The sequence below is a fragment of the Candidatus Macondimonas diazotrophica genome, from assembly GCF_004684205.1.
In the GTDB taxonomy this organism is placed as follows: domain Bacteria; phylum Pseudomonadota; class Gammaproteobacteria; order UBA5335; family UBA5335; genus Macondimonas; species Macondimonas diazotrophica.
On record NZ_SRIO01000010.1, the window covers coordinates 60,973 to 82,457 of the forward strand.

General features: G+C 61.4%; 22 protein-coding genes and 1 tRNA gene. 2 read left to right on the forward strand and 21 right to left on the reverse strand.

The annotated features are described in order from the left end of the window. Positions 1 to 123: 123 nt before the first annotated feature. Complete coding sequence (locus E4680_RS08745; protein WP_135282026.1) at positions 124 to 1,413, forward strand: M48 family metalloprotease; 1,290 nt, start codon at positions 124 to 126, stop codon at positions 1,411 to 1,413. Between the two features lie 122 nt (positions 1,414 to 1,535). Here the strand turns inward: E4680_RS08745 and E4680_RS08750 are convergent, their stop codons facing one another. The 19 genes from E4680_RS08750 to E4680_RS08840 form a co-directional block, all read right to left on the reverse strand. Next, positions 1,536 to 1,931 (reverse strand): hypothetical protein, encoded by a 396-nt coding sequence (locus E4680_RS08750; RefSeq protein ID WP_135282027.1) that lies wholly within the window; start codon positions 1,929 to 1,931, stop codon positions 1,536 to 1,538. A gap of 153 nt (positions 1,932 to 2,084) precedes the next feature. Further along, positions 2,085 to 2,160: transfer RNA gene (locus tag E4680_RS08755), tRNA-Lys, on the reverse strand. A 63-nt stretch (positions 2,161 to 2,223) separates the two neighbouring features. Continuing rightward, positions 2,224 to 2,898 (reverse strand): 7-cyano-7-deazaguanine synthase QueC, encoded by a 675-nt coding sequence (gene queC, locus E4680_RS08760; RefSeq protein WP_135282028.1) that lies wholly within the window; start codon positions 2,896 to 2,898, stop codon positions 2,224 to 2,226. A gap of 15 nt (positions 2,899 to 2,913) precedes the next feature. Then, the gene (gene queE / locus E4680_RS08765) at positions 2,914 to 3,582 is read right to left on the reverse strand and encodes a 7-carboxy-7-deazaguanine synthase QueE (RefSeq protein WP_135282029.1); all 669 of its coding nucleotides are present in this window, start codon (positions 3,580 to 3,582) and stop codon (positions 2,914 to 2,916) included. Further along, positions 3,579 to 4,391 (reverse strand): tol-pal system protein YbgF, encoded by an 813-nt coding sequence (gene ybgF / locus E4680_RS08770; RefSeq protein ID WP_135282030.1) that lies wholly within the window; start codon positions 4,389 to 4,391, stop codon positions 3,579 to 3,581. Before ybgF ends, queE begins: the two co-directional genes overlap by 4 nt. A 91-nt stretch (positions 4,392 to 4,482) precedes the next feature. Further along, positions 4,483 to 5,064 carry a peptidoglycan-associated lipoprotein Pal gene (gene pal / locus E4680_RS08775; protein WP_167792456.1) on the reverse strand — a complete coding sequence of 194 codons (582 nt, stop codon included), beginning with the start codon at positions 5,062 to 5,064 and terminating at the stop codon, positions 4,483 to 4,485. Between the two features lie 46 nt (positions 5,065 to 5,110). Further along, a complete protein-coding gene (gene tolB / locus E4680_RS08780) occupies positions 5,111 to 6,415 on the reverse strand; it encodes a Tol-Pal system beta propeller repeat protein TolB (protein ID WP_135282032.1) in 1,305 nt (434 codons plus the stop codon). 9 nt (positions 6,416 to 6,424) lie between these two features. Beyond that, positions 6,425 to 7,543, reverse strand: a complete 1,119-nt coding sequence (tolA, locus tag E4680_RS14545) for a cell envelope integrity protein TolA (RefSeq protein WP_135282033.1) — start codon at positions 7,541 to 7,543, stop codon at positions 6,425 to 6,427. Continuing rightward, positions 7,543 to 7,995, reverse strand: a complete 453-nt coding sequence (tolR, locus tag E4680_RS08790) for a protein TolR (RefSeq protein ID WP_135282034.1) — start codon at positions 7,993 to 7,995, stop codon at positions 7,543 to 7,545. Before tolR ends, tolA begins: the two co-directional genes overlap by 1 nt. 24 nt (positions 7,996 to 8,019) lie before the next feature. Then, positions 8,020 to 8,742, reverse strand: a complete 723-nt coding sequence (gene tolQ / locus E4680_RS08795) for a protein TolQ (protein ID WP_135282035.1) — start codon at positions 8,740 to 8,742, stop codon at positions 8,020 to 8,022. Continuing rightward, entirely contained in the window at positions 8,729 to 9,139 is a 411-nt protein-coding gene (gene ybgC / locus E4680_RS08800) for a tol-pal system-associated acyl-CoA thioesterase (protein ID WP_135282036.1), read from the reverse strand. Before ybgC ends, tolQ begins: the two co-directional genes overlap by 14 nt. 422 nt (positions 9,140 to 9,561) lie before the next feature. Next, the gene (locus tag E4680_RS08805; RefSeq protein WP_135282037.1) at positions 9,562 to 10,914 is read right to left on the reverse strand and encodes a sigma 54-interacting transcriptional regulator; all 1,353 of its coding nucleotides are present in this window, start codon (positions 10,912 to 10,914) and stop codon (positions 9,562 to 9,564) included. Positions 10,915 to 10,965: 51 nt separating this feature from the next. After that, positions 10,966 to 11,472 carry a hypothetical protein gene (locus E4680_RS08810; protein WP_135282038.1) on the reverse strand — a complete coding sequence of 169 codons (507 nt, stop codon included), beginning with the start codon at positions 11,470 to 11,472 and terminating at the stop codon, positions 10,966 to 10,968. Beyond that, positions 11,469 to 12,926, reverse strand: a complete 1,458-nt coding sequence (locus E4680_RS08815; protein ID WP_135282039.1) for a HAMP domain-containing sensor histidine kinase — start codon at positions 12,924 to 12,926, stop codon at positions 11,469 to 11,471. Before E4680_RS08815 ends, E4680_RS08810 begins: the two co-directional genes overlap by 4 nt. A 6-nt stretch (positions 12,927 to 12,932) precedes the next feature. Next, positions 12,933 to 13,973 carry a Holliday junction branch migration DNA helicase RuvB gene (gene ruvB / locus E4680_RS08820; protein WP_135282040.1) on the reverse strand — a complete coding sequence of 347 codons (1,041 nt, stop codon included), beginning with the start codon at positions 13,971 to 13,973 and terminating at the stop codon, positions 12,933 to 12,935. A gap of 5 nt (positions 13,974 to 13,978) precedes the next feature. Beyond that, complete coding sequence (ruvA, locus tag E4680_RS08825; protein WP_135282041.1) at positions 13,979 to 14,572, reverse strand: Holliday junction branch migration protein RuvA; 594 nt, start codon at positions 14,570 to 14,572, stop codon at positions 13,979 to 13,981. Continuing rightward, the gene (gene ruvC, locus E4680_RS08830; RefSeq protein WP_422666672.1) at positions 14,569 to 15,072 is read right to left on the reverse strand and encodes a crossover junction endodeoxyribonuclease RuvC; all 504 of its coding nucleotides are present in this window, start codon (positions 15,070 to 15,072) and stop codon (positions 14,569 to 14,571) included. The genes ruvA and ruvC overlap by 4 nt, the downstream gene beginning before the upstream one ends. 23 nt (positions 15,073 to 15,095) lie before the next feature. Next, complete coding sequence (locus E4680_RS08835) at positions 15,096 to 15,833, reverse strand: YebC/PmpR family DNA-binding transcriptional regulator (protein ID WP_135282043.1); 738 nt, start codon at positions 15,831 to 15,833, stop codon at positions 15,096 to 15,098. A gap of 60 nt (positions 15,834 to 15,893) precedes the next feature. Next, positions 15,894 to 16,460, reverse strand: a complete 567-nt coding sequence (locus E4680_RS08840; RefSeq protein WP_167792457.1) for a YfaZ family outer membrane protein — start codon at positions 16,458 to 16,460, stop codon at positions 15,894 to 15,896. 120 nt (positions 16,461 to 16,580) lie between these two features. Here E4680_RS08840 and E4680_RS08845 point away from each other — a divergent pair, with 120 nt between their 5' ends. Further along, positions 16,581 to 18,677 carry a RelA/SpoT family protein gene (locus E4680_RS08845; protein WP_167792458.1) on the forward strand — a complete coding sequence of 699 codons (2,097 nt, stop codon included), beginning with the start codon at positions 16,581 to 16,583 and terminating at the stop codon, positions 18,675 to 18,677. Between the two features lie 18 nt (positions 18,678 to 18,695). On the opposite strand, the gene lpdA is transcribed toward E4680_RS08845, so the two are convergent. Beyond that, positions 18,696 to 20,129, reverse strand: a complete 1,434-nt coding sequence (lpdA, locus tag E4680_RS08850) for a dihydrolipoyl dehydrogenase (protein WP_135282046.1) — start codon at positions 20,127 to 20,129, stop codon at positions 18,696 to 18,698. A 53-nt stretch (positions 20,130 to 20,182) separates the two neighbouring features. Next, positions 20,183 to 21,475 carry a 2-oxoglutarate dehydrogenase complex dihydrolipoyllysine-residue succinyltransferase gene (odhB, locus tag E4680_RS08855; protein ID WP_135282047.1) on the reverse strand — a complete coding sequence of 431 codons (1,293 nt, stop codon included), beginning with the start codon at positions 21,473 to 21,475 and terminating at the stop codon, positions 20,183 to 20,185. Between the last annotated feature and the right edge of the window lie 10 nt (positions 21,476 to 21,485).

Genomic DNA, 21,485 nt, shown 5'->3' on the forward strand with positions numbered 1-21,485 from the left:
GCGTCGTGTTCACTCCCTATGGCAGTGTAGACTGGAAACATCGGCAAAAGTTGTCGCAGATACCCTTGCACACGGCGGATGCGCAACTGCCCCTCCTTGCCTTCAATTCGGAGACTTTATTGCATGCGACGCGTGATCGGTCTTTTGTCCGGGTGCATTCTGCTATCGGTGCTCACCGCCTGCGCCGTCAATCCCGTCACGGGCCAGAATGAACTCAACATCATCTCCACCGAACAGGAAGTCAGCCTGGGCGCACAGAACTACGTTCCGGCCCAACAGATGCAAGGCGGGTTGTACAAAGTCGACCCCCGAGTCGGTGCCTATGTTCAGGAAGTGGGCCAAAAACTGGCAGCCGTCTCCGATCGTCCGCTGCCCTATGAATTCGTGGTCCTGAACAACTCCATTCCCAACGCCTGGGCGATGCCCGGCGGGAAGCTTGCCGTCAATCGGGGGCTGTTGACCGAGCTGAATAACGAAGCCGAACTGGCGGCTGTCCTGGGTCACGAAATCACCCACGCGGCCGCACGCCACAGCGCGCAGCAGATGCAACGTGCATTACTGCTCCAAGCGGGCGTGATGGCCGTTGCCGCCGCTGCCGGCAGCGCCGATGACCGCTACGGTCCGCTTGCAGTCGGCACGGCTGCGCTGGCTGCCTCGGTGCTCAATCAGCGCTACAGCCGGGAAGCCGAGCTGGAAGCGGATTACTATGGCATGGCCTATATGGCGCGAGCGGGCTACGACCCGTCGGCCGCGGTCACACTGCAGGAAACCTTCGTCCGCTTGTCGGAGGGGCGTCAAACGGGGTGGCTCGACGGGCTGCTCGCCTCACATCCACCGTCTGCCGAACGGGTCGCCCAGAATCGCCTGCGTGCCCAGCAATTGGGGATCAGGGGCGAACTCAATGCGGAACGGTATAGAGATCGCATCGCAACACTCCTGAAGGACCAGCCGGCGTACGAAGCCTATGATCAAGCCGTGGAAGCCGTAGGCAAAAAGAACTTCGAGAAAGCGCAAACCCTGGTGGCCCAGGCCGTCAAGGCACAACCGAGAGAAGCCCTGTTCCACGGCCTTCAAGGTTATCTGGCCCTGCAGCAGTCGCGCCCCTCAGAAGCCTTGGCCGACTATGAACGTGCGCTGGCGCTCGACGGTGGTTACTATCAGCATTACGTGGGAGCCGGGCTCGCCGCCAAGGCATTGAAGCGCGATGCGCCGGCGATGCAATACCTGGAAAAAAGCCTGACGCTGCTGCCCACCGCGACGGCGCATAACGCATTGGGAGAATTGGCCTTGGCCCGAGGTGACCGTGGGCGGGCGATTGAACACCTGCGCATCGCAGCCCAGTCGGACAGTCCCGTCGGCAAGCAAGCCCGAGATACGCTGAGCCGAATGGGGGTTCCCATCGCAGCCCCGTAGCGACACCGAACGCCGGAGCCGCGCCCGTCCGAACGATTGCCGAACGCCATGCGGGCCAAGCCCATCGCCGCCAGGCGATGGGGCACACTCCCGGCTCGACGGGCGCGTCCATCGACGCGGATTCAGACTTGCATAAACCAGACAGCCAACGCGCCGAATCCGATCATGGACAAGACACCCACACCGACGAGCCCATGCCTCACCCGCGTGATCGATCGGGTCACGGCGGGTTCAGGCATTCCACCGCGTCCCACCAATTGCAGCACGAACCGCGTTCCGGCGCTCCAGGCCAGCACTACCACCAGAACGGACGACAAGACGCCGGTCAAAATCAACGGCGGCACGAGGCTTATCCAGTACACCCAATCGGTTCGACCATAGCATTCCCCGCGCACCACGCAGATCACATCCAAATAGTGTCCCAGCTCCTGCGCGGCCCAGCCGCCCAACCCCACAGCCAAGACAAGAATCAGAACGGCAATCGTTCTGGGGATCGGCATCGGCATCGTTGCGGACATCATCCACCTCCATTTCAGATATCACCGCTCGCCCAGCGACGAACAGCAGCGATTCACACCGGACAGACTACGGGCAGAACCATCCGGGCGCCATGCGGCCGATTGCCGCACCGATAAGAATGCAGGAAAGGCGTCCATTGAGTCGAGGAGAGATGGTGGGCTGCCCGGGACTCGAACCCGGAACCAATGGCTTAAAAGGCCACTGCTCTACCGATTGAGCTAACAGCCCGCGATGAATGCATCAAGCGGGCCGACATGATACCCCAGCGGACGCAAATGACAAGGGCAAACCTCAAGTCCAATATCGGGTTGGATCGTCGATCCCGGCCTCGGCAAAGCCGGACGCGCGCAGACGGCACGCATCACAAAGACCACAGGCAGCACCGGATGTGTCGGCCTGATAGCAGGATACCGTCATGCTGAAATCCACACCGAGTGCGACCCCTCGCTGAATGATCTCAGCTTTGGACCAGTGGATGAGCGGTGCGTGAACCCGAAAAGGACTTCCCTCGACTCCCGCTCGGGTCGCCAGGTTCGCCAGCCGTTCGAAGGCCTCGATGAAAGCCGGACGGCAATCCGGGTAGCCGGAATAATCCACCGCGTTGACACCGATAAACAGATCACGGGCCGGCAGTACTTCGGCCCACGCCAAGGCATGGGCGAGAAACACGGTATTGCGCGCCGGAACATAGGTGATCGGAATGCCGCTGGATGGCGCCGTCGGCACCGCGATCGAAGAATCGGTCAGCGCCGATCCGCCAAAGGCAGCCAGATCCAGTGTCACCGTTCGGTGGACGCTTACCCCGGCATGGGCCGCGACGCGCGCCGCCGCCGCGAGCTCCGCATCATGGCGCTGGCCGTAAGCGAAGCTCAGCGCAGCACAGTCAAAGCCTTGTTGCTTTGCCAAAGCCAGCGTGGTCGCCGAATCAAGACCACCGGACAACAGGACAATCGCAGATCGGGTCATGATGCATCCACCGGATCAGTGCCCCGGTGCCTCGCCCCAGAGCAATTTATGCAGTTGGATCTGCATTCTCACCGGCAACCCGTCTTCAAGCAGCCACTCCGCCAGCCGGCGAGGATCGAGCCGGCCGTGCACCGGCGAAAACCAGACCATGCACCGCGAAGCGAGCGCTCGCTCCGTCACCTGCCCCATCGCCCATTCATAATCCCGGCGATCACACAGAACGAACTTGAGCTGATCGCGCTCCGTGAGCAAATCCAGATTGCTCCAATGGTTGCGATCCATCTCCCCGGATCCCGGGGACTTGACATCGACGACGCGACTCACCCGTGAATCGATTCCAGCAATGGACAGTGCGCCGGAGGTTTCCAGCGAAACCACATGACGGCGCTCACATAAAGCCGCCAACAAGGCACGGCACGCATCGCCCTGCGCCAATGGCTCTCCCCCGGTAACGCAGACATGTCGTACGGGATAACGAGCCACTTCCGTCAAGACATCGGCGATGGCAATCGTCGTTCCACCATGGAAAGCGTAACTCGTGTCGCAATAGCTGCACCGCAGCGGGCACCCGGTCAGGCGGATAAAAACCGTCGGCCACCCCACACTGTCGGCCTCGCCCTGCAACGAGTAGAAGATCTCGCTGACCCGCAGGTGTTGATCCAGCCGCGCGTGCGCTGTCTTCACCCGGAGATCTGGCCTTCCCGTTGCAGCCGGTTGAGGCGTTGGCGCGCCAAATCCGCGGCACCACTTTGCGGGAATTCACGAATCACCCGATCCAAGGCGGACTTCGCTTCGGCCCATTGCTGCTTCTCCGCGTGAATATAGCCAATCTTGAGCAATGCGTCCGGGACCTTAGGATTCCCCGGATACTGCTCGACGACTTTGCGGAAATTTCCCAATGCCGTATCGAACTGGCGCCCGACGTACTCCGCTTCACCCAGCCAGTACTGCGCGTTTGGCGCAAGGCGGCTGGACGGATATTGCTGCAGAAACTGACCAAAGGCCTCTGCAGCCTGAGGATAACGTCCTTCCTTGAGCAGATTGAACGCGACATCATAATTGGCCTGCTCGCCCGCCACCGGCGGTGCCGTGGTGACCGGAACCGGAGCGGGCGGTGTCTCCTGCGGAGCCGGCGCCATCGAAGTCGGCTGTCCCTGCTCAAGCCCCGAGTTCGTTCCCCCCGGCGTAAACGGAGGGGCGGCAGGGGTCGTTGTCAGCTGGTTGAGCTTCTGCTCCTGAACCTGCAGCTGGTAAGCCTGTTGTTCGACCACACCCTTGAGCTGGCGCAGATCTTCCTGGATCTGCTGCTGGTTGGACACCACGTCCAATGTGGGCGAGCTGGTCTGCCCCCCCTCAAGCTTCTCCACCCGACCTTCAAGCTGGTTGAGACGATAGGCAATCGGATCATCCTGGGATTGGGGTGGCATGGGCGCGCAGCCAGCCAGGGTTCCAGCACCCGCGAGCATCACGCCCCATATCCGCATCTTGGTCATTATCGAACTCCCCAAACATTCCAATCATCGGTCGCAATTCGCACAATCGAAAGCACCAAGATCCCTGGCCAAGATCAAGGCTTGCGGATCGTCACTGGGCGTACCGGATCTCAACACGCCGGTTCTTCGACCACGCGTCCTCACCACTGCCGTAAACGGCGGGCTTTTCCTCGCCGAAACTCACCGAAGACAACTGCGACGGCTGCACACCCTGAGCAATGAGCAGGTTCATTACGGCATCGCTACGGCGCTGACCCAGCGCGATATTGTACTCACGCGACCCCCGCTCATCGGTATGCCCTTCCAGATTGGCACGCGTGGCCGGATTGTTCTTGAGATACTCACCGTGGGCCCGAACCACGTCCAGATACGCGGGTGCCACGACACTACTGTCGTACTCGAAGTAAATCACCTGGGACTGGAGGTTTGCCGCGCGCGGGTCGTTGGGCGAACCATAGCCGCTATTGCCGGCATTGACGCCTTGGACCGACCCCCATTCGTCGCCTCGCAAGCCACCGCCTTCACCCAACGGACTCGTTTCGGCACCACCGGCAGCCGCGGCCCACTCGTCTCCGGCCACTGCCCCCTTCGAGGATTTCTTGGCACTGCCCGCGCATCCCGCCAATGCCAGCACCGCCATACCCACCACGATCCACTTTGGAAATCGCCCCATAACCCTCTCACTCCAGAACATCATTGATGTTGACTTGACTACCGTTTCAGCGCGGCCGGAAAGGCGACCACGCCGCCTCGCGGATATCCCCGCGGCCCGCCACACGCTGGCGCACCTTGCCGTCGAAGGAAACCGTCGACAAAACCCCATTGCCACCGTACTGGCTGGCATAGATTATCATGGCGCCGTTAGGTGCGAAGCTGGGCGATTCGTCCTCTGGTCCCTGACTCAGAACCCGCACCGTTCCCGATTGCAAATCCTGAATCGCAATCCGGAACGAGCTGCCCCCCTGAACCATGACGATCGACTTGCCATCGGGGCTGTAACGCGCTCGTGCGTTGTAGCTGCCCTGATAGGTGAGCCGCCGCACCTGCCCACCGTCCCGATTCATTTCGTAGATCTGGGGTCGTCCACCCCGATCGGATGTAAACAGCAGCTTGGTCCCATCGGGTGACCAATCCGGCTCGGTATTGATGGCCGCGCCTTGCGTGATCTGACGCAGGCTGCCGCTCTCCAGGTCCATCAGATGGATGTGCGTATTCGGGCCATCGGACAGGGCAATGGCGATCGACCGACCATCGGGCGACCAGCTTGGTGCCCCATTGATTCCCGGTTTCGAGGACAGGACCCGCCGCTTTCCGGTTGCCAGGTCCTGCGAAAAGATCTGCGAACGCCCTGTCTCGAAAGAGACATATGCGAGCTGGCGGCCATCGGGCGACCATACCGGGGACATCAGCGGCTCTTTGGATTTCAGGACCGTTCGACTGTTTTCACCGTCGGCGTCCGATACCATCAGCAGATACTCGGACGGTTGGCCCACGCGCGGTCGATTGGGGACGCTCACATAAGCAATGCGTGTATTGAAGGCGCCACGTTCGCCGAGCAACTGTTCATAGATAAGGTCACTGACCCGATGCGCTGCGCTACGCATGTCATCCGCCGAGGCGGGGACCTGAAAGGCCGCCAACTGCTGCCCTCGCGGCACATCGACGATCAGGAAACGGATCATGTAGCTGCTGCTGCCCTGCGGGATCACCTGGCCCACCGCCGCATAGGTGACGCCCGTCGTCCGCCAAGCAGCGAAATTCACCTGATCCAGACTGCTTGGCTGCTGAGGCATCTCACCCGTCGGCAGGGTATCGAACCGCCCGCTCCGACTCAGATCCGCATCCACGATCGAATGTACGGGAGCACCAGGCGCCTGAGCCGCGCCGGCAAAGGGCACGATGGCAATCGGCAGGGCGCTACTCACCCCTTCGGTGATCTCGATGCGCAATGGCTCACCGAATACCGGCATTGACATCAGCAGCAGCAACGCCGCCCATGCCGTCCACTGCTTCACTGTGCTCATTTTTTACCCTCAGGGTTTAAACGTAAAAAGCAGATCCCGGGTCTGGTCCACCAACTCCGGAGGAGGCGCCGGCAAGGGCGATGCCCGAAACACAGCCTGCTCAATGGAACGATCCAGAATCGGATCACCACAACTCTTCACCACGCGAGCCGAAGTCACCTGACCGGTTGGCGTCTGTGAAACGCGCAACTCGCATCTGAAGTTTCCAAGCGTATCGGCTACGGGTGGTCGAATCCAATTACGCTTCACCGCCTGCGACAACGCGCCGACATACCGAGACAATAGATCCGCACGCAGGGCCGCATCTCTTGCAGCCTGCTCCGCCGCCAATTCTGCGCGCATTGCCGCTTCACGTGCAGCCTGCTCTGCTCTTGCCCGTGCTTCGGCCTCCGCCTTGGCTTTGGCTTCGGCTGCCGCCTTCTCGCGAGCCGCTGCCTCAGCCTTCTGGCGCGCTGCCTCTTCCTTCGCTTTCGCCTCGGCCTCCGCCTTGGCCTCAGCCGCCGCTTTCTCGCGAGCCGCTGCCTCAGCCTTCTGGCGTGCTGCCTCTTCCTTCGCTTTCGCCTCGGCCTCCGCCTTGGCCTCAGCCGCCGCTTTCTCACGCGCTGCCGCCTCGGCTTTGGCCTTAGCATCTGCCTCGGCTTTCCGGCGCGCCGCCTCGGCCTTCGCTTTCGCTTCGGTCTCCGCCTTCGCCTTCGCCTTGGCCTCAGCCGCCGCTTTCTCGCGCGCTGCCGCCTCGGCTTTGGCCTTAGCATCTGCCTCGGCCTTCCGGCGCGCCGCCTCGGCCTTCGTTCTCGCCTCGGCCTCGGCCTCCGCCGCCGCTTTCTCGCGTTCTGCCGCCTCGGCTTTGGCCTCCGCATCTCGACGGTTGGCCTCTGCCTTAGCCTGCGCTTCGGCACGTTCCCGCGCCTCTTGGCGATTGATCGCCTGACGATTGACCTCGCGCATATCGACGAGATTCGCCTGGATGATCGGGCCGCCACTTGGCTGGACCGGACGCGGGCGCGGCCATATTGCGATCACGGCAAAGATTACGACGAGAGCGCCATGCAAACCGAGCGAAAGCGCCCAATACCGAAATCGGCTCGGTTTGTCAGCCGGGCTGGAAAGATGCGTGTCCCGATCGCTCATCAGCGGCGCCGTCGATCAGACTCAGGTGGTGGATCAGTCATGAGACCGACATTCGGTGCACCCGCCTGTTGCAGGATGACCATCGCCTGGACGACTCGGCCGTAATCAACCGTATGATCGCCCTGGACCAGAACGGGGTTGTCCTGGCGCTCTGCCAGTACCGCACTGACTTCTGCAAGAATGGTGTCTTCGTCTACCACGCGCTCACCACCATCAACCAGGTTCAGGTACATCTGACCTTCCGCGTCCACGCTCAGAATGACCGGCTTCTTGTCTTCCAGATCCTCGAGCGTCATCGGCTTGGCGTCCGCCTTGGGCAAATCAACCTGAACGCCACGCGACAAAAGCGGCGTAGTCGCCATGAAAATGATCAGCAGCACGAGCATAACGTCGATGTAGGGCACGACGTTCATTTCGCCGATCAAACCACGCTTACCCGTCAGTTGAGCCATGGGATGTGTCCTCCGGGCACAGGTTCAGGGGGCGTCGGCGCCGGCAAGCTTACGGCTTCCCTCTCCGGCCGGAGACAGATTGCGTTGCAGAATATTGGAGAACTCGTCACGGAACCCATCCATCTGGGTCACCAGCACGCCAATCTGGGCAGCATAGCGGTTATAGGCCACGACCGCCGGAATGGCCGCGAACAAACCCATCGCCGTCGCGATGAGCGCCTCGGATATCCCTGGCGCCACCATGCTCAAGGTGGCCTGTTGAACCTTCGCCAATCCCTGAAAGGAATGCATGATTCCCCAGACTGTCCCAAACAGGCCGACGTAGGGTGTCACCGATCCGATCGTGGCCAGACTCGGAAGGTGTTCTTCGAGCCGCTCGGTTTCCCTTAACTGCGCTGCACGCATGGCCCGATTGGCGGCCTGGATGCATTCTTCAGGGTTCGGATTGGGTTGCTGGCGTAAACGAACATATTCGCCGAACCCGGCAACAAAAACGCTGGCCAGCCCTTCTCGAACGCGTTCGCGGCTGGCTTGTCGAAACAATTCCCCAAGCTCCATTCCGGACCAGAAGCGATCTTCGAACGTTCGGCTCAAGCGGCGGGCATTGGCCAACTGAGAACGCTTTCTGAAAATCACATACCATGAAAACAGCGAGGCCAACAGCAGAAGGGCCATGACCATCTGCACCAGCACACTGGCCTGGAGGATCAGGGAAACAATCGACGTTTCAGGGCTAGCGGTGTCCATTGGACAATTCCTCTTGCAAAAACCGGGGCAGACGAACAGGTTTCAGATCCGATACGCGAACGCAAACGACCACCACTTCCGCGCGGCAATGACTGAGTCCGTGGCGATCACGAACTTCTTGCCGCAGGGTCATGCGCGCCCCGTGGAGCGGCAGGGGCGATACGGTGACGTTCATCTGTTGATTGAATCGGGCCGGACGAAGATAGTCGATGGCAACGCGACTCACGACGAACATCAAACCGGATTCGGACATCAGCTGATCCTGCTCGATCCCCAAACTCCGCAGCCATTCCGTCCGCGCTCGCTCGAGCAGGTTGAGATAGCGTGCGTGATAGACCACACCGCCCGCATCGGTATCTTCGTAATACACCCGAACGGGCCAGGAAAACTCGCGCAAACACTCTTTCCATCATTGCCCGGCCACATCGGCCGGAAAAACGCGACAAATATATCAGAATCATGAGGCATGTCATGACTCCTGCATCCCCCTCACCGATACCATCTTCAGGTGGCATCCAAAAAAAACCCCCGCAAGCGGGGGCAAATAAGGGGGAGTCTGAAACACCTGTTGCCGACAACCTCGCTGCCGGTAGCAGGACTTCGCGATGATCGGGTGAGCCAAAATCCATCGACCATCGCCGAAATTGAGAATTTCAATTATCGGGCCAAAACGCCGCACTCAACAAAATCAGGCGATTACGAAAAGCCATATCCAGAATTCCGATCAGGGGGTCTCCAAACAGAGACGAGGATCGACGCCAATAACGCCATCTAGTTGAATTTCATGCAAAATGATCTGTCTCCGAATGAAGACGTCGCTCAGTCCTTGAATTGAGCCGGATCCAATGCATGACGATGCAGAAGCTTGTAGAACTCGGTTCGGTTCCGGCCCGCAAGGCGCGCAGCCTGCGTCACATTCCCACGCGTCATCTGCAGCAGGCCGATCAGGTAGTCCAACTCGAACTGGCGCCGGGCATCGGCGAATGGAATGATGTCGTCGGCCCGATCCTTGATCGCATCCTGCAGCAGGCCAACCTGGATCTGCGGCGCCGGACTCAAGGCCACCGCTTGCTCGACGACGTTGTAGAGCTGGCGCACGTTGCCGGTCCAGTCGGCCGTCATCAGCAGCTCCATGGCACTGCGTGAAAATCCGGTGATCGATTTCTGGTAGCGTTGCGCCAAGCTCTCCCTGAAGTATTCAGCGAGAAGCGGAATGTCATCACGCCGATGATTGAGGGGAGGTAAGGACAGGGTCACCACATTCAGCCGGTAATACAGATCTTCACGGAACCGGCTGGATTTCATTTCCTCTTCCAGATTCCGATGTGTCGCGGAAATGATGCGGACATCCACGGGAATCGGACGCGTTGCACCGACTGGCCGCACTTCGCGCTCCTGCAGCACCCGCAGCAACTTGACCTGCAGGGGCATGGGCATGTCGCCGATCTCGTCGAGAAACAGCGTGCCCCCGCTGGCCGAAACGAATAGCCCTTGATGATCCTGCACGGCGCCGGTAAATGCGCCCCGACGATGACCGAACAACTCCGATTCGAGCAGATTCTCGGGAATTGCTCCACAATTGACCGCAATGAAAGGGCCCTCGGCCCGGGGACTGGCGCGGTGGATGGCCTTGGCCAGCAGTTCCTTGCCCGTCCCGCTCTCGCCTTCGATAAAGACACTCGCATCGCCGCCTGCCACCCGATAAGCCCGACTCAGCAATTCCTCCATTGCCGCGTTGCGCGTGATGATGCCCGCGCGCCATTGCTGATCGTTTCCACATCCCGACATCGATTCGCTCAGCCGAGACTGCTCCAGCGCCTGCTGAATCTGCTCCAGCAATTCCCGGCTTTCGAATGGCTTGGTTACAAAACTGAATACGCCTTTCTTCGTAGCTTGCACAGCCTCGGGGATGGTGCCGTGCGCAGTCAGGATGATCACCGGAAGGAAAGGATGACGGCGATGCACCTGCTCGAACAAGGCCATGCCGTCCATGCCGTCCATGCGCAGATCGGTGATCAACAAGTCGGGCCTGAATCCAGGCAAGCTGCCCAGCGCCAATTCTCCGTTCTCAACAGGCATCACCTCGAATCCTGCAGCTTCCAGGCGCAGGGAAAGCAGCCGCAGCAGACTGAGATCATCGTCGACAAGCAAAATACGGGCAGGTTGAGACATGGTGCTGGATAGATCCTATGATTGAGTCATCTGGCATCCCATCGGAAACCATCATCGCTGCAGGGAGCGTTCGACCTCTTTCAGAGCCTGGATTTGCCGGCGAAGTTCAGCGAGCTCCCGATTAGCCGCCCGTTCCCGGGCGGACTGCCGTGCCTGTAGCTCAGCCTGCCTGAGCAATATCGGCACCAAAACACCAACATCGGAGTCGCGCCAACCCGGTTTGTCCTCGCATCCCTTGAGCAGGTTTCCATTGGCCGAGAACTCTCCGCTCGTTCCGAAATCCGGACGAGTCAAGAGCATCAGGATCTCGACCCCCCCAACCCCACATTCGAACGTTTCCAGCTCGCTGCGCCGTGTTTTGTAATGCCGGCGTGCCTCGCTGAGCGGCATTGCCATCAGCTCTTGATATCGATCCATCCATTGACGCATCGATAGCTGCGCCCCGCCAACCGACACCGGCACGACGAGCGGCTCGACGTAGTGATCCCGCGAGATCGCCGCGCAACCTCCAAGAACAATCGCCATTGCAGCCACCCCCGGCGGGATCAGTCGCTTCATGTCACGTTTCCCCCGGGAATGCGCAGACGCAGCCATGCGCCTCGCCCAGGCGACGGACGCACCTCGATCCGTCCGCCATGGGCATGAGCGAATTCTTGCGCAATCGCCAGTCCGATTCCTGAACCCTTCACCACACTACCTGCTGAAAGCGCTGTACTTCCCTGGAAAAATGCCTCGAAAATCCGGTCCCGCTCGTCCTCGGGGATTCCCGGCCCCTCATCACGGACATCGACCCATATCTCGCTTCCCTCATGACTGCAATCGACCCACAGCGTCCCTCCTCGAGGCGAAAACTTGACGGCATTCGACAGCATGTTATCGATAACCGTTTTTAGTTTCCCCTCGTCTGCAATCAAAGACACCCGCTCGAAATGCGTCTGAAGATTCAGGTTTTTGCTCATCAAGGCTGGCTTGTGGTCCTGCATCAATCCCGTCAACAACCCAGCGAGGTCAACCGGGCGGGGATTCAAGGTCGGGCGGTGACTGCGGGCCATATTGAAATTGAGCATATCCTCGATCAAATGCTGCAGATGGACAGCATTCCTCGACAAGATATCCAGCACTTCGCGCTGCGCGGGATTGAGCGCGCCCGCGATGTCATCGGACAACAGCTGAGTACCCTCCCGAATCGCACTGAGTGGCGTTTTGAGCTCGTGCGAAACCTGGCGCAGGAATTGGGCTTTTTGCTCTTCCAGATCCACCAAGCGTTGACGCAGCCAATCCAGACGCTGGCCAACACCGGCAACATCCTGGGGACCCTGAACCCGAATGGGTCGTGTGAACAACCCGTCACCCAGGGCCTCGATGGCGCGACGCAATTGCCGCAACGGGCGCCCGATCAACATCGTGAAGGCAATGGCCGAAATCAGCGCGAATGGAAGCTGAATCGCCGCAATTCCGATAATCGTCCGGCGAGCCTGCTCCCCTTGCTGCCGTATCGCTTCCACTTCCTGATTGATGACGACCACGCTGTAGTCAAGGATGTCGCGGGCTTGCAGTCTTAAATCGTCGAACTCATCGGCCACCTCGGCGATCGTCGGTTGAGGCGTCTGCGCGATTTGAATCCGCTCTGTAATCCGTGTTTCCTGCGCCTGAAACGCCTGAACACGCTTGGCAAATTCCGGATATCGAGTGAGTGGATTCAGATCCTCCAGACTGCCGTAGAGCTTCTCCCGGCCGCGCAGATACGATTGCAGAAACAGTGGGTCTTCCAAGGCCACCGTTTGCAGCGCGCTGCGCTCCATGGCCGTCACCTGCTCGACCAGCGCGCGGCCGTTCTGTGCCGCTCTCACCGAATCGTAGACGGCCGTTCGACCCTGCGTGAGCAAGACGTCGAGATAGCCCACTGCAAAGATGATCGCCAGAATCGGGGGTGTCAGAACCGCCAGGTAGCTGACCAGGATCAGCCGGAGAATGGAACGGGGTCGGTAACAGATAGCAAATCTCCCAGCCACACCGGATCAAGGCGAATCGAACAAGTCAGATGCCAACGGTCCAGGTGCTCCGGTCCGTCCCCAATGCAGGAGCGCCTGCGCCGTGGCAATGCGGCCACGCGCTGTGCGTTGCACGAAACCTTCCTGGATGAGGTAGGGCTCGATCACTTCCTCGAGCGTCCCCTTATCCTCACTCAACGCGGCCGCCAAGCTTTCAATGCCGACCGGCCCACCGTCATAGCGCTCGATCAGACACCCCAGCAGCTTCCGATCCAGTACATCCAGTCCGTGGGTATCGACCTCCAGCATATCCAGCGCAGCCCGTGCAATCGCCAAGTCCACTGTCCCGTCGCCGCGCACTTGGGCGAAATCGCGCACGCGACGCAGCAAACGATTGGCGATGCGGGGTGTGCCGCGGGCCCGGCGGGCGATTTCGGCCGCGCCTTCGGACGTCACCATGACACCGGAAAGGCTTGCAGAGCGAGCTACGATGCGCGCCAGATCTTCGGCGTTGTAGTATTCGAGCCGTTGAACGATTCCAAATCGATCCCGCAGCGGGGAGGTCAGCAAACCCGCCCGCGTGGTGGCGCCGACCAGCGTGAAGGGCGGCAGATCGAGCTTGATCGAACGCGCTGCCGGCCCCTCACCGATGACGATATCCAGCTGATAATCCTCTAACGCAGGATAGAGAATTTCCTCCACGACCGCCGGCAATCGATGAATTTCATCGACAAACAGCACATCACCGGCTTCGAGATGCGTCAGCAGCGCCGCCAGATCACCGGGCCGCTCGAGCACCGGCCCCGCGGTCTGTCGCAAGCGGGCACCCATTTCATTGGCGATGATGTGGGCAAGCGTGGTTTTTCCGAGCCCCGGCGGCCCAAAGAGCAATACATGGTCCAGCGCTTCCTCCCGTGCACGCGCCGCTGCGATGAAGATCTCCATCTGGCTGCGCACCGGCGCCTGCCCGACGTAGTCCGCCAGTTGACGTGGCCGCAGAGCGCGGTCGACGGTTTCGTCGCCGCCTTGCGCGGCGGGCGTGACGAGGCGGTCGCGTTCGATGGGCATGGCGATTACTGAAACGCGGAGCGCAGGGCCAGACGAATCAGCGTCTCACTGTCCGTAATGGCCGGATCGAGGGATTGGAGCAGCTCACGTGCTTCGGTGGGGCGGTACCCCAAAGCCAGCAGGGCCGCATAGGCATCTTCGAACGCGCCGCGCTCCGCCCCATCGCCATTGGTCGCCTGCGGGAGCGGCGCCAGCGGTAAGAGCCCGACGCGATCGCGCAATTCCATGATCAACCGGTCAGCGGTTTTACGCCCCACTCCAGGCACGCGCATCAAAGCCGCCGCATCCCCCCGCGCCAGACAATCTTGCAAATGCGCAGCGGGCAACGCCGACAGCAGTGCCAAGGCAAGCTTGGCACCGACCCCGTTCACGCGCATCAGCTCACGGAACAATGCGCGCTCCGCGCGGCTGCCAAACCCATACAGCTGCAGCGCATCCTCGCGCGAGACCAGATGGGTCCACAGCATGATCGTCTGGCCGGGCTGCATCCCTTCGAGTAATGAGCCGGGTATCTCGACCTCGTAACCCACGCCGCTGACGTCCAGAACCAGGCCCGGCGGCACGACATCGATCACTTCGCCCCGCAAACGCCCGATCATCCCCAACCTCCCGCAGTGCTCCCGGCCCCGAGCCGTCGCCGCTGATGCGCATGGCAGACACTCAGCGCCAATGCATCGGCCGCATCCGCGGCCAGGATTCCGCGCAAACCCAGCAACTGACGAATCATATGCTGAATCTGTTCCTTGGTTGCCGCCCCGGTGCCGGTAACCGTCTGCTTCACCAAACGCGGCGCATACTCGGCGAGCGGTAGCGCCGCACGTCCGACCGCACACAGAACGACCCCGCGCGCCTGTCCCAGCTTCAAGGCACTGTCCACGTTGCGCATGACGAAGACCCGCTCGAGACTGATTTCATGGGGATTCCACTGGGCGATCACTTCGCTCAGAGAAGCGTCAAGCTCGGCGAGACGAGTCGGCATCTCCCCCGAACCGAGCCGGATCGATCCACTGTCGCAGTAACGAAGCTTTCCGCCTGCCAGAACGTCGATTACGCCGAACCCGGTGATGCGCGACCCCGGATCGATGCCCAGGATGCGCAACGGCATCTCAAAGCAGTCCACGCTCAGACCAGCAGTTCCTCGGGGAAATCGGCGTTCGAATAGACATTCTGGACATCGTCGAGATCTTCCAGACGCTCCAGCAACTTCAGCACGCTTTCGGCGGCCTCGCCCTCCACGCGGACGTTCGTGGCCGCCCGTTCCGTGATTTCGGCCGAAGCCGGCTCGAAACCGGCTTCTTGCAACACGGCCAAGGCATGCTCGAATTCATCCGGCGTGACCAGAAGGTCCAAAGACCCGTCATCGCTGCGCACGATATCCTCGGCGGCTGCCTCAAGCGCCGCCTCCATGAGCGCGTCGTAATCCGTTTCGGGGCCGTAGCTCAGCACACCCGTCCGATTGAACAGATAGGCAACCGAACCATCTGCCCCCAGGTTACCGCCCTGCTTGGTGAAGGCATGCCGAACCTCGGCCACAGTGCGATTGCGATTATCGGTCATGCATTCGACCATCACGGCCACGCCACCCGGGCCATAGCCTTCGTAGCGCACTTCCTCAAGAGCGGCGCCGTCCAGATCGCCGCTCCCGCGCTTGACCGCACGGTCCACTGTATCCCGGGTCATGTTGGCCGCAAAGGCCTTGTCGATCGCGAGCCGTAGCCGCGAGTTGCTGGTCACGTCGCTGCCGCCGACCCGGGCCGCGATGGTGATTTCGCGGATCAACTTGGTGAAAAGCTTGCCACGCCGTGCATCCTGGGCATTCTTTCGATGCTGGATGTTGGCCCACTTGCTATGTCCTGCCATAGATCAACCATTGTCGCTGTAAAAACGCCGGAGATACCCAGGCTGCACTCCGGCCATGACTCAGAACGTGATATTGATGCCCAATTGCGCACCCTGGTGCAGATCCTGATCTCCACCCTGTTCCAGCTCCACACGCGCCAAGCGGTATCCCAGATAGACACGGGTCTCCTGGAGCACTTCGTATTCCAAGCGTGCAGCCGTATCGAGCAAGGACTCACCCTCGCCGAACGTCAACACCTCGGGTGCGTAATTCAGCGTGAAGGCAAGGCGGACGCGATCCCAATCCTGGGGCGTGACATGCAGCTCGCCGGTCAAGGCGACGGCGCTGACATCTTCATCCGGGTCATCGATCCCGGCCCAATACAGGGTCGCACCCAGCGCACCCTCGACGCCCACGGTATAACCGCCCGCGTCACCGCGAACTTTCAGGCCCAAATGGATCAAATCACCGTCATCTTCATTGTGCAGCGCGCCGACATCTGCCCGCAGCATCCCGCCGGCAGCAGGGGCCACATCCCCTTCATAGGCCGCGCGAAAGGCATCGTCCCCCACTGCAAGGTCGATGGTATGGGCGGCAACGGCAAACGGCATCGACAACGCCACGGCGGCGACTGGAAGCATGCGCATGGAATAAGGACTCCTCGAATTGAACGACGAACGGATGATGAACTTTACATGAGAACCCATGCATTGGCGTTTATCATACCCGGATTAAAGAGCCGACCATATCCAAAGGCAAGCGCACCCATGACGGCCCTCACTCTGCAGCCCCCCACGACCGCCGCTGATGCGAAGGCATGTCTGGCCAGATTTCCGGACCAAGCAGCGCGTGCGTTACGGGCCGGCCTGATGGTCGAGGATCTGGGACTGGGAGAGGATGCGGTGGTCGCCGCCATGCTCTATCCGCTCATGGAAGCCGACGTGCTTCCGGCGGACTGGACAGACCCGCCACACACCGATCTGCCGTGGGATCTGCTCAAAGGACTGGACCGGTTGCGGATCATGGACGATCTGGCGCCCAGCCAGACCGCTGCCCACTCCGACGTGCAGCTCGAACGCCTGCGCAAGATGCTACTGGCGATGGTCGAAGATGCCCGAATCGTGGTCATCAAGCTCTGCTATCGGCTCCATACCCTGGAATCGGCCAAAGGATTGGCCGCCGAGGAACAGCGGCGTCTGGCCCAGCAGACGCTGGACTTGTTCGCGCCATTGGCCAACCGCCTGGGAATCTGGCAGATCAAATGGCAGCTCGAAGACTGGTCGCTGCGGTATCTGCACCCCGACGCCTATCACAAGATCGCCGGCTGGCTCGATGAACGACGCGCCGATCGCGAACGCTATATCCGCGAAACGATTGCGGCGGTCCAGGTCGAGCTCGAACGCCATCACATTCGCGCCACGGTCACTGGACGACCCAAACATCTCTACAGCATCTGGCGCAAACTCGAACGCAAAGGCATGAGCTTCAGCGGGCTGTTCGATGCCCGCGCCATTCGCGTGCTGGTCGACGACATCCCCGCATGTTATGCCGTACTGGGACTGATTCACGGGCGATGGCAGCCAATCCCCGGCCAGTTCGACGACTACATTGCCTCGCCGAAGGAGAACAACTATCAGTCCCTGCATACCGCCGTGATCGGGCCGGCGGGCAAGACACTGGAAGTGCAAATCCGCACGCATCGCATGCATGAACAGGCCGAACTCGGTGTCGCCGCGCATTGGCGCTACAAGGAAATCGGTGTGGCGCCCGATATCGGGCTGGAACGGCGCATCAACTGGCTACGAAAACTGCTGGAAAGCAGCGGCGAGGACGGTAACGCGGAAGAATTCATGGACCGTTTTCGCGCCGAGATCGGCGAGGAACGCGTGTATGTGATCACCCCGCGTGGGGACATCCAGGACCTGCCCGCCGGTGCCACAGCCCTTGATTTCGCCTATGCGGTTCACACCGACGTCGGGCATCGTTGCCGCGGCGCCCGCATCAACGGAACAATTGCGCCGTTGACCCGACCGCTCCAGAACGGCGACCGAGTGGAAATTCTCACGGCCAAGGAGCTCAAGCCAAGCCGCGACTGGCTGATCCCCCAGTTTGGCTACCTGGCCACCAGTCGCGCACGCGCCAAGGTGCGTCAATGGTTCAAGCACGAGGATTACAACCAGAACCTCGCCACCGGGCGAGAACTTCTGGAGCGCGAACTGAATCGCCTGAGCATGGGCGACGAACCCTATGATGCGTTGGCGGCGCGCTTCAATTACGGCAAGGTCAACGATTTTCTAGCTGCCATCGGCGCAGGCGACATCACCACCGCGCAGATCGCCGGCCGGCTACAACCGGTTGCACCCAGGGAAATCGCAATGCCGCCGGCTGCGGATCGGGAGCGGACCGCCACCGAACGCAGCGGCATTCATGTCCACGGCGTGGGGCGCATGCTGACCAGTCTGGCGCGCTGCTGCAGCCCGGTGCCCCCCGAACCCATCGTCGGCTATATCACCAAGGGCCGGGGCATCACTGTCCACCGTCGTGACTGCCGCAACGCCTTGCGGCTGGAAAGCGAGGCGGGGGGTCGGATGGTCGAGGTCAGCTGGGGAGACACCGCCGCGCAGACCTACCCCGTGACCATTCGGGTCGAAGCCTATGACCGGCCAGGCTTGCTGCGGGACATCACCATGCTGCTGGCCAGCCAACGCATCAACGTCCTGGGCGCCAATACCCACACCGACAAAGACTCGGCACGTGCCGTCATGGATCTGATCCTGGAAATCACCGGCCTCGCCCAGCTCAGTGATGTGCTGGCGCGCATCAGCCGCTTCCCCAACATCACCAGCGCCCGGCGTCACGCCTGACGGGCGCTGGCTCCAGGCTCAGCGGTTGCGGATGTGGATGGCACGCTTGTCCACTGCCAGTGCCGCCTCATGGACCGCTTCGGCCAGTGTTGGATGCGCATGAACCGTGCGCGCCAAATCCTCGCTGCTGGCGCCGAAACTCATGGCCACGACGGCCTCGGCAATCAACTCCGACGCGCCCGGACCAAGGATATGCACGCCCAGGATGCGATCGGTTTTGGCGTCTGCCACGATCTTGACGACGCCCTCGCTCTCGCCGACGGCGAGCGCCCGCCCGCTCGCGGCAAACGGGAAGGTTCCCACTCGACATTCCACGCCGGCGGCCTGGATCGCGGCCTCGGTTCGCCCCACCCACGCCATTTCGGGATGCGTATACAGCACCGAGGGAATCAGATCGTAGTCGATGTGCCCGGGCTGGCCGGCGATGCGCTCGGCCACCGCGACCCCTTCTTCCGAGCCTTTGTGCGCCAGCATCGGCCCCCGGACGACATCACCGATGGCATAGACGTTGGGCAGATTGGTACGGCAATGCTCATCGATATCCACGTAACCCTTTTCGTCGAGCTGCAGTCGAGCACCCGGCGCCGCCAGGCCATCGGTATTGGGACGGCGCCCGACCGCGACCACCAGCCGGTCGACCTTGAGCTCCTCGGCTGCATCCTCGGCGTTCTGATAGGTGATCTGAACCTGCCGACGCGCGGTCTTGATTCCGGTGACCCGGCAACCCAGCCGGATATCCAGCCCCTGACGTGTAAAGATCTTCAACGCCTGACCGGCCAGATCGGCATCGGCCATGGACAGAAATTCCGTCTGCGCCTCCAGCAATACGACCTCGGACCCCAGCCGCCGCCAGACACTGCCCAGTTCCAGACCGATAACGCCGGCACCGATGATGCCCAGACGTTTGGGCACCTCGGAAAACGCCAGCGCCCCGCTGGAATCAACCACCAAATCGCCATCGACGGGAGCCGCGCCCAAGGTGACGGGCCGCGAACCGGATGCCAGGATGATGTGCTGCGCCGTGACTTCCTCGGCCTGATCCGCATCATGAGGCGTGAAGGCCACCCGGCCGCTGTCCACCAATTGCCCACGCCCGGCCAGGGCCGTAATCCGGTTGGTTCGGAACAAGCCGGCAATGCCTTGAGTCAGGGTCTGGACGATCTTGGTCTTGCGCGCTTGCATGCGGGCCAGATCGAGCTTCACCCCGCTGGCCACGATGCCATAGTCTTCCAGCCCGCTTTTCGTCTGCAGATAGCGCTCAGATGATTCGAGCAGCGCCTTGGAGGGGATGCAACCTGCATTGAGGCAGGTCCCACCTAGGGAAGAGCGTCCCGTCTCATCACGCCAGTCATCGATACACGCAGTCTTCAACCCCAGCTGCGCGCACCGGATTGCGGCCACGTAGCCCGCCGGTCCTGCCCCAATTACCACCACGTCAAATGATTTCGCCATCAGAATCCCATTCCTTCGCGTCTTTTCACGTCGCCACCCACCCGCATCACGACTCAGACCTGCAGCAGCAAACGGGCAGGATCTTCGAGCAAATCCTTGATAGCCACCAGGAACTGCACCGCCTCACGACCGTCGACGAGCCGATGGTCATAGGACAGCGCGAGATACATCATGGGACGGACCACGATCTGGCCATCCACCACCACCGGCCGCTCCTGAATCTTGTGCATGCCCAGAATGGCGCTTTGCGGCGGATTGAGAATGGGCGTCGACAGCAGGGAACCGAACACGCCGCCATTGGTGATGCTGAAGGTGCCGCCGGTCAGATCTTCGATGCTCAGACCGCCGTCTCGGGCCTTCTCACCGTAGGCCTGCACCTGCTTTTCGAGATCCGCGAAACTGAGCTGATCGGCATCCCGCACAATCGGCACCACCAGGCCACGCGGGGAGGCCACAGCAATCCCGACATCAAAATAGCCGTGATAAACGATGTCGCCCCCATCCACCGAGGCATTGATCACCGGGAATCGCTTGAGCGCTTCGACGCATGCCTTGATGAAAAACGACATGAAGCCCAGTCGCACACCATGGGCCTTCTCGAAGCTGTCGCGATACTGCCGGCGCAGCTCGTTGACTGCCGAAAGGTCCACCTCGTTGAAGGTGGTGAGGATGGCGGCCGTCTGCTGCGCCTGGACCAGACGTTCGGCGACGCGGGCCCGCAGGCGTGTCATGGCGACCCGTTGCTCCAGGCGCTCGCGTCCGTCGCGCTCGCCAGACGTATCGCCGCCAGCGGGCGATGCGTCGGTTCTCGGCGTGTCACCCGTTGACGGCGCCTCGGCTTTCGGTGCCGGCTGGGCCGAAGCCGCCGGCTTACCTTGAGAAAGGTGCTCCAGCACGTCTTCCTTGGTCAGCCGTCCGCCCCGCCCGGAAGCCGGAATCGCATTGGGATCCAGACCATGCTCGACGACCAGCCGCCGCACGGCCGGAGACAGGGGGGAATCGGATTCGGTCTCCTTCGCCGCCGTCGATTCACCGGCAGCCGTTTCCGCCTCCTCAGCCTCGGATGGCTTGGTCGCACCCGATGCGGCGGGCGCCGCCGCTTCTCCAGTCGCCTCGCTCAGGATGGCGATCACATCGCCCGCTCGAACCACATCGCCCTGCTTGACCCGAACCTCTGCCAATACGCCGGGACCGGGAGCCGGCACTTCAAGCACCACCTTGTCGGTTTCCAAGTCCAACAGGTTGTCTTCCCGGTTGACCGTTTCACCGGGCTGCTTGTGCCACGCCATGACCGTGGCATCTTCCACGGACTCCGGCAATTGGGGAACCTTGACCTCGATACTCATGATAGTGGGC

What these genes read in the sequence shown, in the direction of transcription:
- tolA (WP_135282033.1), bottom strand. Translation starts at nt 7,543, where the DNA reads ATGAGCGATCGGGACACGCATCTTTCCAGCCCGGCTGACAAACCGAGC.
- tolB (WP_135282032.1), bottom strand. Translation starts at nt 6,415, where the DNA reads ATGAGCACAGTGAAGCAGTGGACGGCATGGGCGGCGTTGCTGCTGCTG.
- E4680_RS08845 (WP_167792458.1), top strand. Translation starts at nt 16,581, where the DNA reads ATGACGGCCCTCACTCTGCAGCCCCCCACGACCGCCGCTGATGCGAAG.
- lpdA (WP_135282046.1), bottom strand. Translation starts at nt 20,129, where the DNA reads ATGGCGAAATCATTTGACGTGGTGGTAATTGGGGCAGGACCGGCGGGC.
- tolQ (WP_135282035.1), bottom strand. Translation starts at nt 8,742, where the DNA reads ATGGACACCGCTAGCCCTGAAACGTCGATTGTTTCCCTGATCCTCCAG.
- pal (WP_167792456.1), bottom strand. Translation starts at nt 5,064, where the DNA reads ATGGGGCGATTTCCAAAGTGGATCGTGGTGGGTATGGCGGTGCTGGCA.
- E4680_RS08810 (WP_135282038.1), bottom strand. Translation starts at nt 11,472, where the DNA reads ATGAAGCGACTGATCCCGCCGGGGGTGGCTGCAATGGCGATTGTTCTT.
- tolR (WP_135282034.1), bottom strand. Translation starts at nt 7,995, where the DNA reads ATGGCTCAACTGACGGGTAAGCGTGGTTTGATCGGCGAAATGAACGTC.
- queC (WP_135282028.1), bottom strand. Translation starts at nt 2,898, where the DNA reads ATGACCCGATCTGCGATTGTCCTGTTGTCCGGTGGTCTTGATTCGGCG.
- ybgF (WP_135282030.1), bottom strand. Translation starts at nt 4,391, where the DNA reads ATGACCAAGATGCGGATATGGGGCGTGATGCTCGCGGGTGCTGGAACC.
- E4680_RS08835 (WP_135282043.1), bottom strand. Translation starts at nt 15,833, where the DNA reads ATGGCAGGACATAGCAAGTGGGCCAACATCCAGCATCGAAAGAATGCC.
- E4680_RS08750 (WP_135282027.1), bottom strand. Translation starts at nt 1,931, where the DNA reads ATGTCCGCAACGATGCCGATGCCGATCCCCAGAACGATTGCCGTTCTG.
- E4680_RS08805 (WP_135282037.1), bottom strand. Translation starts at nt 10,914, where the DNA reads ATGTCTCAACCTGCCCGTATTTTGCTTGTCGACGATGATCTCAGTCTG.
- E4680_RS08840 (WP_167792457.1), bottom strand. Translation starts at nt 16,460, where the DNA reads ATGCGCATGCTTCCAGTCGCCGCCGTGGCGTTGTCGATGCCGTTTGCC.
- ruvA (WP_135282041.1), bottom strand. Translation starts at nt 14,572, where the DNA reads ATGATCGGGCGTTTGCGGGGCGAAGTGATCGATGTCGTGCCGCCGGGC.
- E4680_RS08745 (WP_135282026.1), top strand. Translation starts at nt 124, where the DNA reads ATGCGACGCGTGATCGGTCTTTTGTCCGGGTGCATTCTGCTATCGGTG.
- ruvB (WP_135282040.1), bottom strand. Translation starts at nt 13,973, where the DNA reads ATGCCCATCGAACGCGACCGCCTCGTCACGCCCGCCGCGCAAGGCGGC.
- odhB (WP_135282047.1), bottom strand. Translation starts at nt 21,475, where the DNA reads ATGAGTATCGAGGTCAAGGTTCCCCAATTGCCGGAGTCCGTGGAAGAT.